Origin of the sequence: Klebsiella sp. GG_Kp175 (assembly GCF_040062325.1) — a bacterium.
Lineage (GTDB): Bacteria > Pseudomonadota > Gammaproteobacteria > Enterobacterales > Enterobacteriaceae > Klebsiella > Klebsiella quasipneumoniae.
In genome coordinates this window covers 60,739-74,110 of sequence record NZ_JBEAFX010000010.1, presented here as the reverse complement: position 1 = coordinate 74,110, position 13,372 = coordinate 60,739, and the positions used below count along the sequence as shown (strand labels likewise).

Genomic DNA, 13,372 nt, shown 5'->3' with positions numbered 1-13,372 from the left:
ACGACCTCCTCAGCTCTGCGCCACTTTACGCGGGATAAACTCGTTAGCGACGGCTTCTCCCTGCAGGCGCAGGCTTTGCGGCTGCGGGACAGACGGCACCGCGACGTCGAGCAGCGGGAACAGCAGTTCGCCGACCCGATACGCCTCTTCCAGATGCGGATAACCGGAGAAGATAAAGCTATCGATACCCAGCGCGGCGTACTCATTGATCCGTTCGGCCACGGTGGCGGCATCGCCCACCAGCGCGGTCCCGGCGCCGCCGCGCGTTAAACCGACGCCAGCCCACAGGTTGGGGCTGATTTCCAGCTTATCGCGTCGGCCATTGTGCAGGGCCGCCATCCGCTGCTGGCCGACGGAGTCGGTTCTGGCGAAGGCTGCCTGGGCGCGGGCGATAGTCTCATCATCAAGATGAGAGATAAGGCTGTCCGCTGCCTGCCAGGCTTCCTCATTGGTTTCCCGCACGATCACATGCAGGCGGATGCCGAAACGCACCCGGCGACCGTGCCGGGCGGCTTTCTCCCGCACCTGAGCAATTTTCTCTGCCACCTGGGCCGGTGGTTCCCCCCAGGTAAGATAGAGATCGACCTGCTCAGCGGCCAGATCCTGCGCCACCTCAGACGAGCCGCCGAAATAGAGCGGCGGACGCGGCTGCTGGAGCGGCGGAAACAGCAGTTTAGCGTCGCGAACGCGCTGATGCTTACCGTTAAAGGTGACAGTTTCCCCTTCCATCAGCTTGCGCCAGATGTGGGTAAATTCAGCCGAGGCCTCATAGCGCTCGGTGTGGTCGAGGAAGACACCGTCGCCAGCCAGCTCGGCGGGATCGCTGCCGGTGACCAGATTGAACAGCGCCCGGCCGTTTGACAGTCGGTCCAGGGTCGCCGCCTGGCGCGCGGCCACCGTCGGCGACACCACGCTTGGCCTGAGGGCGACAAGAAATTTCAGCCGCTGCGTTACCGGGATCATCAAGGCCGCAACCAGCCAGGCATCTTCACATGAGCGCCCGGTCGGGATCAGCACGCCGGTGAACCCCAGCCGATCCGCCGTCTGCGCGATTTGCTGCAGATAGCCATAATCGACCGGACGGGCTCCCTCTTCGGTACCCAGATAACGACCATCACCATGGGTCGGTAAAAACCAGAACATATTCAGACTCATGATTTCGCTCCTTGTGCGGCGGCGGGCTGCCAGATGCGGGCCCGGATATCAACTTTTTTCGGCACCAGCTTGTTCTCATAGAACAGGTCGGCCGTCTGCTGCTGGCGAGCGGCGGTTTCGGCGCTCACCGGGGTAACCGAGGTGGGGGGACGATGGTCCAGGTAGCTGGCGATCACCGCCTCCGGTAACCCCATCGTTTTCGCCAGCAGCGTAATGCTTTGCGCGCGCTGGCTATGGGTCAGGGCATCGGCCTGCGTAAAGGTATCGAGTACACCCTCAATAAAGGCGCCATTGCGTTCAGCGTAAGGGCGGGAAGCGAGATAGAAGGATCCTGTCTGTTTCAGGTCTGTTCCGTCGGTTAGCACGCGGGCGCCGCCCTGCAGCAGCGCGGCGGAGTAATACGGATCCCAGATCGCCCAGGCGTCGACATTGCCCTGCTGGAAGGCGGCGCGCGCATCGGCGGGGGCGAGATAGACCGGCTGAATGTCGCTAAACTTCAAACCTGCCAGCTGCAGGGCGCGCAGTAGCAGATTGTGGGAGCTGGAGCCTTTCTGAAAAGCGACCTTTTTTCCTTTCAGCTCAGCAACGTTATGAATCGGGCTGCCCTGCGCCACCAGAATCACTTCCGCTTTGGGCTTGGGCGGTTCCGAACCGATATACACCAGATCGGCGCCCGCCGCCTGCGCAAAGATAGGCGGAATGTCGCCAGTGCTGCCGATATCGATGCTGCCAACGTTCAGCGCCTCCAGCATCTGCGGACCGGCCGGGAATTCTATCCACGAGATATGGGTCTTTGGGTAGCGCTGCTCCAGCAGCTGATGGCTTTTCGCCAGCACCATGCTGACGCTGCCTTTCTGATAACCGATGCGCAGGGCGTCAGGCGCCGCCGGGGCGGCGTGGCCCAGGGTGGAAAAGAGCAGCAGTCCGCCGAGGGTCAGAGCGCGGAGAGGATTAAGCATGTTCCACCCCACGCAGAGACGTTAATGACGGCGCGCGGCTGCTGGGGCGGTGCAGCGCCTGCCAGAAGGTCTCGAGGGCTTCATCGAGGCGCCGCTGCAGGTTCGGGGTAAACTGCGGCTTGTGCTGGTAATCGGTCACCTGGCTGTCGTCGGCGAAGACGCCGTGGAGGATCTCCTGAGCCTTGAGGGCATTCAGCACCGGCTTCAGGGCGTAGTCCACCGCCAGCATGTGGGCGATGGTGCCGCCGGTGGCCAGCGGCAGTACGATTTTGCCCTCCAGCGCCCGCTCAGGAAGCAGGTCGAGCAGCGTTTTCAGGGCGCCGGAAAACGAGGCTTTATACACCGGCGTGGCGATGATCAAGCCGTCAGCCCCGGCAAGCTGCTCATTGAGCGTCTGCAGCGCCGGGTTGTCAAAGCGAGCGTAGAGAAGGTCTTCCGGGGCAAAGTTCTGCAGATGCCAGTGGCAGACTTCGATATCGGCGGCGGTGAGCGTCTCTCTGGCATATTCCAGCAGGGCGCTGGAACGGGAAGGGTAACGCGGGCTGCCCGCAAGCGTAATGACGCGCATCTCTCTCTCCTTATAACTAAATGTTTGCATTTATCTATAATTGATAACATTTATAGTGAGTGTGACAGAGGGCCATTATTTCCCTAAATGATTTATCCACCGTTAGATAGCCGAAAAGCGCATAACGGCGCGCGGGGAGGTAATCGTTTGCGCTGATGGGGGATTTTTTGTCGCAGGTCAATTCCCTTTCCGCAACAGATCGCACATAATACGCCCCCGGTTTGCACACCGGGAATCCAGGAGAGTTCATGTACTACCCCTTCGTTCGTAAAGCCCTTTTTCAGCTCGATCCTGAGCGCGCTCATGAAGTTACTTTTCAACAATTACGCCGTGTCACCGGGACGCCGCTGGAAATCCTGGTTCGCCAGAAGGTGCCGGCCAGGCCTGTCACCTGCATGGGGCTGACCTTTAAAAACCCGCTGGGTCTGGCGGCCGGGCTGGATAAAAACGGGGAATGCATTGACGCGCTGGGCGCGATGGGTTTTGGCTCCATTGAGATCGGCACCGTGACGCCGCGTCCGCAGCCGGGCAACGATAAGCCAAGGATCTTCCGTCTGGTGGATGCTGAGGGGTTGATCAACCGCATGGGCTTTAATAACCATGGCGTCGATAACCTGGTCGAGAACGTGAAAAAGGCGCATTTTGACGGCGTGCTGGGCATCAATATCGGTAAAAATAAAGATACGCCGGTTGAGCACGGGAAAGATGATTACCTGATTTGTATGGAAAAAGTCTATCCTTACGCTGGCTATATCGCCATTAATATCTCCTCGCCGAACACCCCGGGGCTGCGCACGCTGCAATACGGCGAAGCGCTCGACGATTTACTCTCCGGTATTAAAAATAAGCAGCTTGAGCTGCAGCAGAAGCATCAAAAATATGTTCCGGTCGCCGTGAAGATCGCGCCGGATCTTTTGCCTGAGGAATTGATCCAGGTTGCCGATAGCCTCGTGCGTCATAATATTGATGGGGTGATTGCCACCAATACTACTCTCGATCGTTCTCTGGTCCAGGGAATGAAACATTGCGATGAGACCGGCGGGCTTAGCGGTCGTCCATTACAATTAAAGAGTACCGAAATTATTCGCATGCTCTCCGCAGAGTTGAATGGCCGTTTGCCTATCATTGGCGTGGGCGGCATTGATTCCGTGATTGCCGCGCGGGAAAAGATGGCCGCTGGGGCATCGCTGGTGCAGATTTATTCCGGATTTATTTTTAAAGGTCCGCCGCTGATTAAAGAAATTGTTACCCACATCTAATCTTTTCCCCCTTTGAATCCCCCCAGGGCTTTATTTCCGGCCCTGGTTGTTTTATATTCCCTCACTGTTGCTTATTTAAACATTTTAGACTTTTCTTAATTTTAGAAAATATTCTGCGGTAAGTCGCAACAGCTTTGCAGAGGCGTATGAAAGGGGACAGGGGGAAAAATGCGGATTAAACCTGACGATAACTGGCGTTGGTATTACGATGAAGAGCACGACCGCATGATGCTCGATCTGGCCAATGGCATGTTATTTCGCTCGCGCTTCGCCCGGCGCATGCTGACGCCGGACGCCTTTGCCCCATCGGGATTCTGCGTTGATGACGCCGCGCTCTATTTCTCTTTTGAAGAAAAATGTCGCGATCTCGAGCTATCGAAAGAGCAGCGTGCGGAATTAGTCCTTAACGCGCTCACCGCCATCCGTTTTCTCAAACCGCAGATGCCGAAAAGCTGGCACTTTATCGCCCATACCCATCACTGGCAGCCGAGCGGCGGCGACGCGGCCTGCGTCTGGCTGAGCGATACCGGCGAGCAGGTGAATTTACTGGTGGTGGAGCCGGGCGATAATGCCGCGCTCTGTCTGTTGGCTCAGCCGGGTCTTACGCTTGCCGGCCGGGTTATGCAGCTGGGCGATGTCATTAAAATCATGAACGACAGGCTGCAGCCGGCGCAGAGCGCGGTCAGCTGCAGCCTGGGGCAGGCGGTTTAAGGCGCCAGGCGCAGCGCCGTTTTCGGCACGCAGCTGCAGGCAAGAATGGTGCCATCTCCGGCGACCGCGTTTTTCTTTAACGGACTCACTTCCCCCTCTTCAAGACGGATGCGGCAACTGCCGCAGATCCCCGCCCGACACGAGTAGGGTACGCGAATGCCCTGTTGCTCCAGTTGTTCCAGCAGCACCTGCTGGTTATTGCCGGTAAATTGTTGACCCTGCCATTCAATGGCAACCGTGGCCTGCTGCTGCGCCTCGGGAGCCGAGGTATCGTCGCTTTCGCCGGCGCCGTAGGCTTTCGCCGGGCCGCGGGCGAGGATTTCCACTTCATCCCCCACCCGGATCACGCCGCTGTTACGGGCAATCAGGTTCTGACCAAAGTCGACATCGCCATTATCCTGCGCGGTACGGAAGCGCTTTAAAGTTTCCAGCGGCTCTCCGCTGGGATGCTTCTGCCCGCGCTCCGGACTGACGGTGGTAAAAATGCAGCGGCTGCACGGTTTGGCGACGTCAAATACCACCTCGCCGACGCGGATCACTTTCCAGCTGTCTTCATCCCAGGCCGCCGTGCCGATGACCACGAGATTAGGGCGAAACTGTTCTATGCTTACGCTGGCCGGGCAGCGCTGCTGCAGATCGCGCAGGGAGGCTTCGTTAGCCAGCAGGTAAGGGTAGCCGTCGGCGAAGGAGAGCGGTACCGCATCGTGGCGCTTCACCCGGCGGGTTAACTGTGGCCCCAGCCAGCGAAGCTGGACATCGCGATTGAAAAAGCCGCTGAGCCACTGATTAACCGCTGCGGGCGCGATAAGGGCGGTAAAATGGTTGCCCCAGACTTCTGTCGGTTCGGCCTGAGGGGCGAAATCGTTAAAACGCACCACGGCGCTGCTGCCGTCCGGTGCGGTCAGGTGAAGGCCATCATGCAGCGGCGCCGGAATAAATTTCACCATTTGCGGAAACTGACGGGCGGTAATAAAGGTGCCGTCGGTTTCGGTGACCATAAACAGGCGATCGAAGGCCAGGCCGCTGATATCGGCAAAGGCGTGGGTCAGGCCCATGCCGCGCATGGATTTAACGGGATGAATAAAAAGACGCGAGAGCGTTACCATACGCTGCCTCCGGGTTCCAAAAATAAGCCTATAACTTTATGACATAGGGCACATATTGGCTATAATGCGCACCAATTTTCTTTAAGTAAAAGTGACGATATGAATTCTCTGTTTGCCAGTACGGCTCGTGGGCTGGAAGAGCTGTTAAAAACTGAACTGGAAGGGCTTGGCGCGACGGACTGCCAGGTAGTCCAGGGCGGGGTCCATTTTCAGGGGGATACGCGCCTGCTGTATCAGAGCCTGATGTGGAGCCGGCTGGCTTCGCGCATCATGCTGCCGTTGGGCGAGTGTCGCGTATACAGCGATCTGGATCTGTACCTCGGCGTACAGGCCATTCCGTGGACGGAGATGTTCAACCCTGGCGCCACCTTCGCGGTGCATTTTAGCGGCCTCAATGAGGAGATCCGCAACAGCCAGTACGGCGCGCTGAAGGTCAAAGACGCTATTGTCGACAGCTTCACCCGTAAGAATCTGCCGCGCCCGAACGTCGATCGTGAGTCGCCCGATCTGCGGATCAACGTCTGGCTGAACAAAGAGACGGCGCACATCTCGCTGGATCTGAGCGGCGAAGGTCTGCACCTGCGCGGCTACCGCGATGGCACCGGTATGGCGCCGATCAAAGAAAACCTCGCGGCGGCGATCGTGATGCGCTCCGGCTGGGTGCCGGGCACCCCGCTGCTCGATCCGATGTGCGGCTCCGGTACCCTGCTGATTGAGGCGGCGATGCTGGCGACCGACCGCGCGCCGGGCCTGCACCGCGGCCACTGGGGCTTTGGCGGCTGGGCGCAGCACGACGACGTCATCTGGAAAGAGGTCAAAGCGGAAGCGCAAACCCGCGCCCGTCAGGGGCTGGCGGCATATGGTTCACGCTTCTATGGATCCGATGTCGACGCACGCGTCATTGACCGCGCCCGCCGCAACGCCCGTCGGGCCGGCATCGGCGAGCTGATCGATTTTGAAGTCAAAGACGTCGCCCAGTTGAATAATCCGCTGCCGAAAGGCCCGTACGGCACCGTGATCAGCAACCCGCCGTACGGCGAGCGTCTGGAAAGCGAGCCGGCGCTGATCGCCCTGCACAGCTTGCTGGGCCGGATCATGAAAAGTCAGTTTGGCGGCTGGAACCTGTCGGTGTTCAGCGCCTCGCCGGAGCTGTTAAGCTGCCTGCAGCTGCGCGCCGACAAACAGTTTAAAGCCAAGAACGGCCCGCTGGACTGCGTGCAGAAGAATTATCACCTGGCGGAGAGCGAAGGCGGCAAGCCGGCGATGCTGGCGGAAGATTTTGCTAACCGTCTGCGTAAGAACCTGAAGAAGTTTGAAAAATGGGCCCGTCAGGAAGGCATTGAATGCTATCGCCTGTACGATGCTGACCTGCCGGAATACAACGTGGCCATCGATCGCTACGCCGACTGGGTGGTGGTCCAGGAGTATGCCCCGCCGAAAACTGTCGACGCGCATAAAGCGCGCCAGCGCCTGTTCGATATTATCGCCGCGACTATCGCGGTGTTAGGAATCGCGCCGAATAAGCTGGTGCTGAAGACCCGCGAGCGGCAAAAGGGGAAAAATCAGTATCAGAAGATGGCGGAGAAAGGCGACTTTATCGAGGTGCAGGAGTACAACGCGCGTCTGTGGGTCAACCTCACCGACTACCTGGATACCGGTCTGTTCCTCGACCACCGGATCGCCCGCCGTATGCTTGGCCAGATGAGCAAAGGCAAGGATTTCCTCAATCTGTTCTCCTATACCGGCAGCGCCAGCGTCCACGCCGGCCTCGGCGGCGCTCGCTCCACCACCACGGTGGATATGTCGCGCACCTATCTGGAGTGGGCGGAACGCAACCTGCGTCTCAATGGCCTGACCGGCCGCGCGCATCGCCTGATGCAGGCGGACGTCCTGGGCTGGCTGCGGGAGAGCACCGAGCAGTTCGATCTGATCTTTATCGATCCGCCGACCTTCTCCAACTCCAAACGAATGGAAGATGCTTTCGACGTCCAGCGCGATCACATTCGCCTGATGACCGATCTGAAACGTCTGCTGCGTAAAGGCGGCACCATTATGTTCTCGAATAACAAACGCGGTTTCCGTATGGATCATGACGGGCTGGCGGCGCTTGGCCTGAAGGCGCAAGAGATTTCGCAAAAAACGCTGTCGCAGGATTTTGCCCGCAACCGTCAGATCCACAACTGCTGGCTGATTACCGCAGCCTGAAAGGAATAAAGAATGTCACTGATTAGTATGCATGGCGCCTGGCTTTCCTTCAGCGATGCGCCGCTGCTGGATAATGCCGAGCTGCATATCGAAGATAACGAACGCGTCTGCCTCGTCGGACGCAACGGCGCCGGTAAATCGACCCTGATGAAGATCCTCAACCGCGAGCAGGGGCTGGATGACGGGCGCATTATTTATGAACAGGATCTGATTGTGGCGCGTCTGCAGCAGGATCCGCCGCGTAATGTCGCCGGTACGGTGTACGATTTTGTCGCGGAAGGCATCGCCGAGCAGGCGGCCTACCTGAAGGCCTACCATGACGTATCACATCAGGTCATGACCGATCCGAGCGACAAAAATTTAAATGAACTGGCGCGCCTGCAGGAGCAGCTCGATAACCTGGGGCTGTGGCAGCTGGACAGCCGCATTAACGAAGTGATTGAGCAGCTTGGCCTTGACGCCAATGCGCAGCTGGCCTCCCTGTCCGGCGGCTGGCTGCGTAAAGCGGCGCTGGGCCGCGCGCTGGTCAGCGGGCCGCGCGTGCTGCTGCTCGATGAACCTACCAACCACCTGGATATCGAAACCATCGACTGGCTGGAAGGGTTCCTGAAAACCTTTAAAGGCACCATTATCTTTATTTCGCACGACCGCTCCTTTATCCGCAATATGGCGACGCGCATCGTCGACCTCGATCGCGGCAAGCTGGTGACCTACCCGGGCGATTACGATCAGTATCTGCTGGATAAAGAAGAAGCCCTGCGGGTTGAAGAACTGCAGAATGCGGAATTCGACCGCAAGCTCGCTCAGGAAGAGGTGTGGATCCGTCAGGGGATCAAAGCGCGCCGCACGCGTAACGAAGGCCGCGTTCGCGCCCTGAAGGCGATGCGTCGTGAGCGCGGCGAGCGCCGGGAAGTGATGGGCAGCGCCAGGATGCAGGTTGAAGAGGCTTCGCGCTCCGGCAAAATCGTTTTCGAAATGGAGAACGTCAACTATCAGGTTGATGGCAAAGTGCTGGTGAAAGATTTCTCCGCGCAGATCCAGCGCGGCGACAAGATTGCCCTGATTGGCCCCAACGGCTGTGGGAAAACCACGCTGCTGAAGCTGATGCTTGGCCAGCTGCAGGCCGACAGCGGGCGGATCCACGTTGGTACCAAACTGGAAGTTGCCTACTTCGACCAGCACCGCGCAGAGCTGGATCCGGACCGGACGGTGATGGATAACCTTGCGGAAGGTAAGCAGGAGGTGATGGTTAACGGTAAGCCGCGCCATGTGCTGGGCTATCTGCAGGACTTCCTGTTCCATCCGAAACGGGCGATGACTCCGGTGCGGGCGCTCTCTGGCGGGGAACGTAACCGCCTGCTGCTGGCGCGGCTGTTTTTGAAACCCAGCAACTTGTTGATTCTCGATGAACCGACAAACGACCTGGATGTCGAAACGCTGGAGCTGCTGGAAGAGCTGATCGATGGCTATCAGGGCACCGTGATGCTGGTGAGCCACGATCGTCAGTTCGTGGATAACACCGTAACCGAATGCTGGATCTTCGAAGGCGGCGGTCGCATCGGCCAGTATATCGGCGGCTATCACGACGCCCGCGGACAGCAGGCCCAGTCGTTGGCGCAGAAGCAGCCGGCAGCGAAAAAAACGTTGGAAGTCGCTCAGCCAAAAGCAGAAACTGTCAAACGCGGCGGGAACAAACTAAGCTATAACCTGCAGCGCGAGCTGGAACAGCTGCCGCAGAAGCTGGAAGCCCTCGAGGCCGAACTGCAGACGCTGCAGGAGCAGGTGGCCGATCCCGACTTCTTTGGACAACCGCACGATCGCACGCAGCAGGTGCTGGCAAAGCTGGCCGAAGCGGAACAGGCGCTGGAAGAGGCCTTTGAACGCTGGGAATATCTCGAAGGATTAAAGAACGGCGCCTGAGCCGAGGAGTTGTCATGTGCGATCATCATCATGCTGCGCGACATATTTTATGTCCCCAATGTGATTTGCTGGTGGCTTTGCCGCAGCTTGAGCATCGCCAGAAAGCCGCTTGTCCGCGCTGTGGTACAACATTAACCACCACGTGGGACGCGCCTCGCCAGCGTCCCACGGCGTATGCGCTGGTTGCGCTGTTTATGCTGCTGTTGGCCAACCTGTTTCCGTTCATCTATATGAAAGTGGGCGGGATCAGCAGCGAAATAGAGCTACTGGAAATTCCCAATGTGTTATTTACCGAGGATTACGCCAGCCTCGGCACTTTCTTTTTACTCTTTGTGCAGCTGGTACCGGCGTTTTGCCTGGTCACCATTCTGCTGCTGGTCAATCGGGTCAGAATGCCCGCCGGTCTCAAGGCGTTCCTTGCGCGTATTCTGTTCCACCTGAAAACCTGGGGCATGGCGGAGATCTTTCTTGCCGGCGTGCTGGTGAGCTTCGTCAAGCTGATGGCCTACGGCGATATCGGCATCGGTCTGAGTTTTGTGCCGTGGTGTATGTTTTGCCTGCTGCAGTTACGTACTTTTCAGTGCGTCGACCGCCGCTGGCTGTGGGATGATATCGCCCCCATGCCGGCCATTACCCAACCGCTGAAGGTCGGTGTGGCCGGTATCCGCCAGGGGCTGCGCTCCTGCGCGTGCTGCACGGCGGTGTTGCCGGCCGATCTGACGATCTGCCCGCGCTGTCACAGTAAAGGAACGGCGCGGCGTAAAAACAGCCTGCAGTGGACGCTGGCGCTGCTGGTGACCTCATTTATCCTTTATCTTCCTGCCAATATTATGCCGATCATGATCACCGATCTGTTGGGCGATAAAATGCCGTCGACCATTATGGCTGGGGTCGTTTTACTGTGGAGCGAAGGTTCTTATCCGGTGGCGCTGGTGATCTTTATCGCCAGTATTATGGTGCCGACGCTGAAGATGATCGCCATTGCCTGGCTGTGCTGGAACGCCAATGGCAACGGTGAGCGCGATTCGGAACGCATGCATCTGATCTATGAAGTGGTGGAATTTGTTGGCCGCTGGTCAATGATTGATGTTTTTGTCATCGCCGTACTCTCTGCGCTGGTGCGCATGGGAGGGTTGATGAATATCTATCCCGCTATCGGCGCGGTGATGTTTGCGCTGGTGGTGGTGATGACCATGTTTTCAGCCATGACGTTTGATCCCCGTTTACTGTGGGATCGTGAGCCAGATTCAAGCCATGAGGAAATACAACAACATGGAAAATAAGAGCGGAGAAGCGAAAGTGCAGAAGGTGAAGAACTGGTCACCGGTGTGGATCTTTCCTATCGTCACTGCGCTGATCGGGGCGTGGATCCTGTTCTATCATTACAGCCATCAGGGCCCTGAGGTCACGCTGATCACCACCAACGCGGAAGGGATTGAAGGGGGAAAAACCCGCATCAAGAGCCGCAGCGTGGACGTTGGGGTAGTGGAGAGCGCGACGCTGACCGACGATTTAACCCACGTGGAAATCAAAGCCCGCCTCAACTCAGGGATGCAGAAATTACTGCACAACGATTCCGTCTTCTGGGTGGTGAAACCGCAGGTAGGGCGCGAGGGGATCAGCGGTCTTGGGACATTGTTGTCCGGGGCCTATATTGAACTGCAGCCGGGGACGAAAGGTTCGGTGCCAGCGCAGTATCCGCTACTGGATTCTCCGCCGCTGGCCTCGCCGGATGCCAAGGGGATCCGTATTCTGCTGGAAAGCAGCAAGGCGGGGCAGCTGTCGCCGGGCGATCCGGTGCTGTTCCGCGGCTATCGCGTGGGGTCGGTGGAAACCAGCACCTTCGACACCCAGAAACGTCGTATCACTTATCAGTTGTTTATCAATGCGCCCAATGACCGCCTGGTGACCACCAATGTCCGCTTCTGGAAGGACAGCGGCATCGCTGTAGATTTGACTTCGGCGGGGATGCGCGTCGAGATGGGTTCGCTGTCGACGCTGTTTGGCGGCGGCGTGAGCTTCGATATTCCTGAAGGATTGGATCTCGGCGAGCCGGTGGCAAATAAAACGGAATACCATTTATTTGACGATCAGAAGAGCATCCAGGATTCGGTCTTTACCGAACATATTGACTATGTGATGTTCTTCAAAGACTCGGTTCGCGGCCTGCAGCCGGGCGCGCCGGTGGAGTTCCGCGGCATCCGTCTGGGAACCGTCGGCAAAGTGCCGTTCTTCATTCCCGGTCTGAAGCAGCGTTTGAACGACGATTATCGCATTCCGGTGGAAGTGCGGGTGGAACCGCAACGTCTGATTAACCAGCTGGGCGGCGATCCGAATATTCGTGCCCACATTGACGATCTGATCAACCGCGGACTGCGCGGCTCGCTGAAAACCGGTAACCTGGTGACCGGCGCGCTGTATATCGATCTCGACTTCTATCCGAAGGCGCCGCCGCGCGGGAAAATTCAGGAGTTTAACGGCTATCCGATTATCCCGACCATCAGCGGTGGTCTGGCGCAGATCCAGCAGCGTCTGATGGATGCGCTGGATAAGATTAATAACCTGCCGCTCAATCCGTTGCTGGAGCAGGCGACCAGCACCCTGGCGCAGAGCGAGAAGACCATGCAGCACGTGCAGACCACGCTGGATAGTCTGAATAAGATCACCTCCAGCCAGTCGATGCAGCAGTTGCCTGCGGATATGCAGACGACGCTGCGCGAGCTGAACCGCAGCATGCAGGGCTTCCAGCCGGGCTCCGCGGCCTACAATAAGATGGTGGCCGATATGCAGCGTCTGGATCAGGTGCTGCGTGAATTGCAGCCGGTCCTGAAAACGCTCAATGATAAGAGCAATGCGCTGGTATTTGAGGCGAAGGATAAAAAAGACCCACAGCCGAAGGGAGCGAAATAATGAAAAAATGGTTACTGGCGGCAGCCGTATGCGTGCTGACGGCGTGCAGTAGCGGCGGCGAAAGCAAAACGTATTACCAGCTGCCGGTGGCGCAGGGCGGCGCACAGAGCGCCGCCAGCCAGGGGGCGCGTCTGCTGTGGGTTGAGCAGGTCAGCATCCCGGATTACCTGGCGGGTAACGGGGTGGTCTATCAGACCACCGACGTGCAGTATGTGATCGCCAATAATAATCTGTGGGCCAGCCCACTGGACCAGCAGCTGCGCACCACGCTGGTGGCGAACCTGAGCCAACAGCTGCCGGGCTGGGTGGTGTCATCCCAGCCGCTGGGTAGCGAGCAGGATACGCTCAACGTCGCGGTCAATGGCTTTCACGGACGCTACGACGGGCGGGTTATCGTCAGCGGTGAGTGGCTGCTGAAGCATCAGGGACAGCTGATCAAGCGCCCGTTCAACATCGTGCTTAAGCAGGATCAGGATGGTTATGACGCGATGGTCAAGACCCTGGCGCAGGCGTGGAGCCAGGAGGCGGCGGCCATTGCCAGCGAGCTTAACCGTCTGCCATAAGTAAAATTCATCACGC

At 58.3% G+C, this 13,372-nt stretch carries 10 protein-coding genes and 1 pseudogene; 7 read left to right on the top strand and 4 right to left on the bottom strand.

Annotation, left to right across the window (positions count from 1 at the left end; translation table 11 throughout):
• Window positions 1-9: 9 nt before the first annotated feature.
• The 3 genes and pseudogenes from ssuD to ssuE all read right to left on the bottom strand — a co-directional run bounded on the left by ssuD (window position 10) and on the right by ssuE (window position 2,682).
• Entirely contained in the window at window positions 10-1,155 is a 1,146-nt protein-coding gene (gene ssuD / locus ABLU73_RS15525) for an FMNH2-dependent alkanesulfonate monooxygenase (protein ID WP_348850270.1), read from the bottom strand.
• A pseudogene (locus ABLU73_RS15520) lies at window positions 1,115-2,114 on the bottom strand (sulfonate ABC transporter substrate-binding protein). The gene ssuD and the pseudogene ABLU73_RS15520 overlap by 41 nt, the downstream one beginning before the upstream one ends.
• Window positions 2,107-2,682: an NADPH-dependent FMN reductase gene (ssuE, locus tag ABLU73_RS15515; RefSeq protein ID WP_004201416.1), complete on the bottom strand. Its 576-nt coding sequence runs from the start codon at window positions 2,680-2,682 to the stop codon at window positions 2,107-2,109. The pseudogene ABLU73_RS15520 and the gene ssuE overlap by 8 nt, the downstream one beginning before the upstream one ends.
• 248 nt (window positions 2,683-2,930) lie before the next feature.
• On the opposite strand from ssuE, the gene pyrD reads away from it, so the two are divergent.
• Together pyrD and zapC are read left to right on the top strand one after the other, a co-directional pair.
• Window positions 2,931-3,941 (top strand): quinone-dependent dihydroorotate dehydrogenase, encoded by a 1,011-nt coding sequence (gene pyrD, locus ABLU73_RS15510; RefSeq protein WP_004201417.1) that lies wholly within the window; start codon window positions 2,931-2,933, stop codon window positions 3,939-3,941.
• A 168-nt stretch (window positions 3,942-4,109) separates the two neighbouring features.
• The gene (zapC, locus tag ABLU73_RS15505; RefSeq protein ID WP_064189321.1) at window positions 4,110-4,652 is read left to right on the top strand and encodes a cell division protein ZapC; all 543 of its coding nucleotides are present in this window, start codon (window positions 4,110-4,112) and stop codon (window positions 4,650-4,652) included.
• On the opposite strand, the gene ABLU73_RS15500 is transcribed toward zapC, so the two are convergent.
• Window positions 4,649-5,758, bottom strand: a complete 1,110-nt coding sequence (locus ABLU73_RS15500; protein ID WP_348850269.1) for a YcbX family protein — start codon at window positions 5,756-5,758, stop codon at window positions 4,649-4,651. The two genes, zapC and ABLU73_RS15500, sit on opposite strands and share 4 nt — an antisense overlap.
• Before the next feature lie 99 nt (window positions 5,759-5,857).
• Between ABLU73_RS15500 and rlmKL the strand changes: the two genes are divergently transcribed.
• From rlmKL to pqiC, 5 genes are read left to right on the top strand one after another with little or no spacing between them, the layout of a single operon-like run.
• A complete protein-coding gene (rlmKL, locus tag ABLU73_RS15495; RefSeq protein WP_004201420.1) occupies window positions 5,858-7,963 on the top strand; it encodes a bifunctional 23S rRNA (guanine(2069)-N(7))-methyltransferase RlmK/23S rRNA (guanine(2445)-N(2))-methyltransferase RlmL in 2,106 nt (701 codons plus the stop codon).
• Between the two features lie 12 nt (window positions 7,964-7,975).
• Entirely contained in the window at window positions 7,976-9,883 is a 1,908-nt protein-coding gene (locus ABLU73_RS15490) for an ABC transporter ATP-binding protein (protein WP_264923446.1), read from the top strand.
• A 14-nt stretch (window positions 9,884-9,897) separates the two neighbouring features.
• Window positions 9,898-11,166 (top strand): membrane integrity-associated transporter subunit PqiA, encoded by a 1,269-nt coding sequence (gene pqiA / locus ABLU73_RS15485; RefSeq protein WP_004201422.1) that lies wholly within the window; start codon window positions 9,898-9,900, stop codon window positions 11,164-11,166.
• Window positions 11,156-12,793: an intermembrane transport protein PqiB gene (pqiB, locus tag ABLU73_RS15480; RefSeq protein ID WP_004201423.1), complete on the top strand. Its 1,638-nt coding sequence runs from the start codon at window positions 11,156-11,158 to the stop codon at window positions 12,791-12,793. The genes pqiA and pqiB overlap by 11 nt, the downstream gene beginning before the upstream one ends.
• Window positions 12,793-13,356, top strand: a complete 564-nt coding sequence (pqiC, locus tag ABLU73_RS15475; RefSeq protein ID WP_004201425.1) for a membrane integrity-associated transporter subunit PqiC — start codon at window positions 12,793-12,795, stop codon at window positions 13,354-13,356. The genes pqiB and pqiC overlap by 1 nt, the downstream gene beginning before the upstream one ends.
• Window positions 13,357-13,372: the final 16 nt, after the last annotated feature.

Excerpts from the sequence above, each read along its gene's own strand:
- ssuD (WP_348850270.1), bottom strand. The coding sequence starts at position 1,155 with ATGAGTCTGAATATGTTCTGGTTTTTACCGACCCATGGTGATGGTCGT.
- ssuE (WP_004201416.1), bottom strand. The coding sequence starts at position 2,682 with ATGCGCGTCATTACGCTTGCGGGCAGCCCGCGTTACCCTTCCCGTTCC.
- pyrD (WP_004201417.1), top strand. The coding sequence starts at position 2,931 with ATGTACTACCCCTTCGTTCGTAAAGCCCTTTTTCAGCTCGATCCTGAG.
- zapC (WP_064189321.1), top strand. The coding sequence starts at position 4,110 with ATGCGGATTAAACCTGACGATAACTGGCGTTGGTATTACGATGAAGAG.
- ABLU73_RS15500 (WP_348850269.1), bottom strand. The coding sequence starts at position 5,758 with ATGGTAACGCTCTCGCGTCTTTTTATTCATCCCGTTAAATCCATGCGC.
- rlmKL (WP_004201420.1), top strand. The coding sequence starts at position 5,858 with ATGAATTCTCTGTTTGCCAGTACGGCTCGTGGGCTGGAAGAGCTGTTA.
- ABLU73_RS15490 (WP_264923446.1), top strand. The coding sequence starts at position 7,976 with ATGTCACTGATTAGTATGCATGGCGCCTGGCTTTCCTTCAGCGATGCG.
- pqiA (WP_004201422.1), top strand. The coding sequence starts at position 9,898 with ATGTGCGATCATCATCATGCTGCGCGACATATTTTATGTCCCCAATGT.
- pqiB (WP_004201423.1), top strand. The coding sequence starts at position 11,156 with ATGGAAAATAAGAGCGGAGAAGCGAAAGTGCAGAAGGTGAAGAACTGG.
- pqiC (WP_004201425.1), top strand. The coding sequence starts at position 12,793 with ATGAAAAAATGGTTACTGGCGGCAGCCGTATGCGTGCTGACGGCGTGC.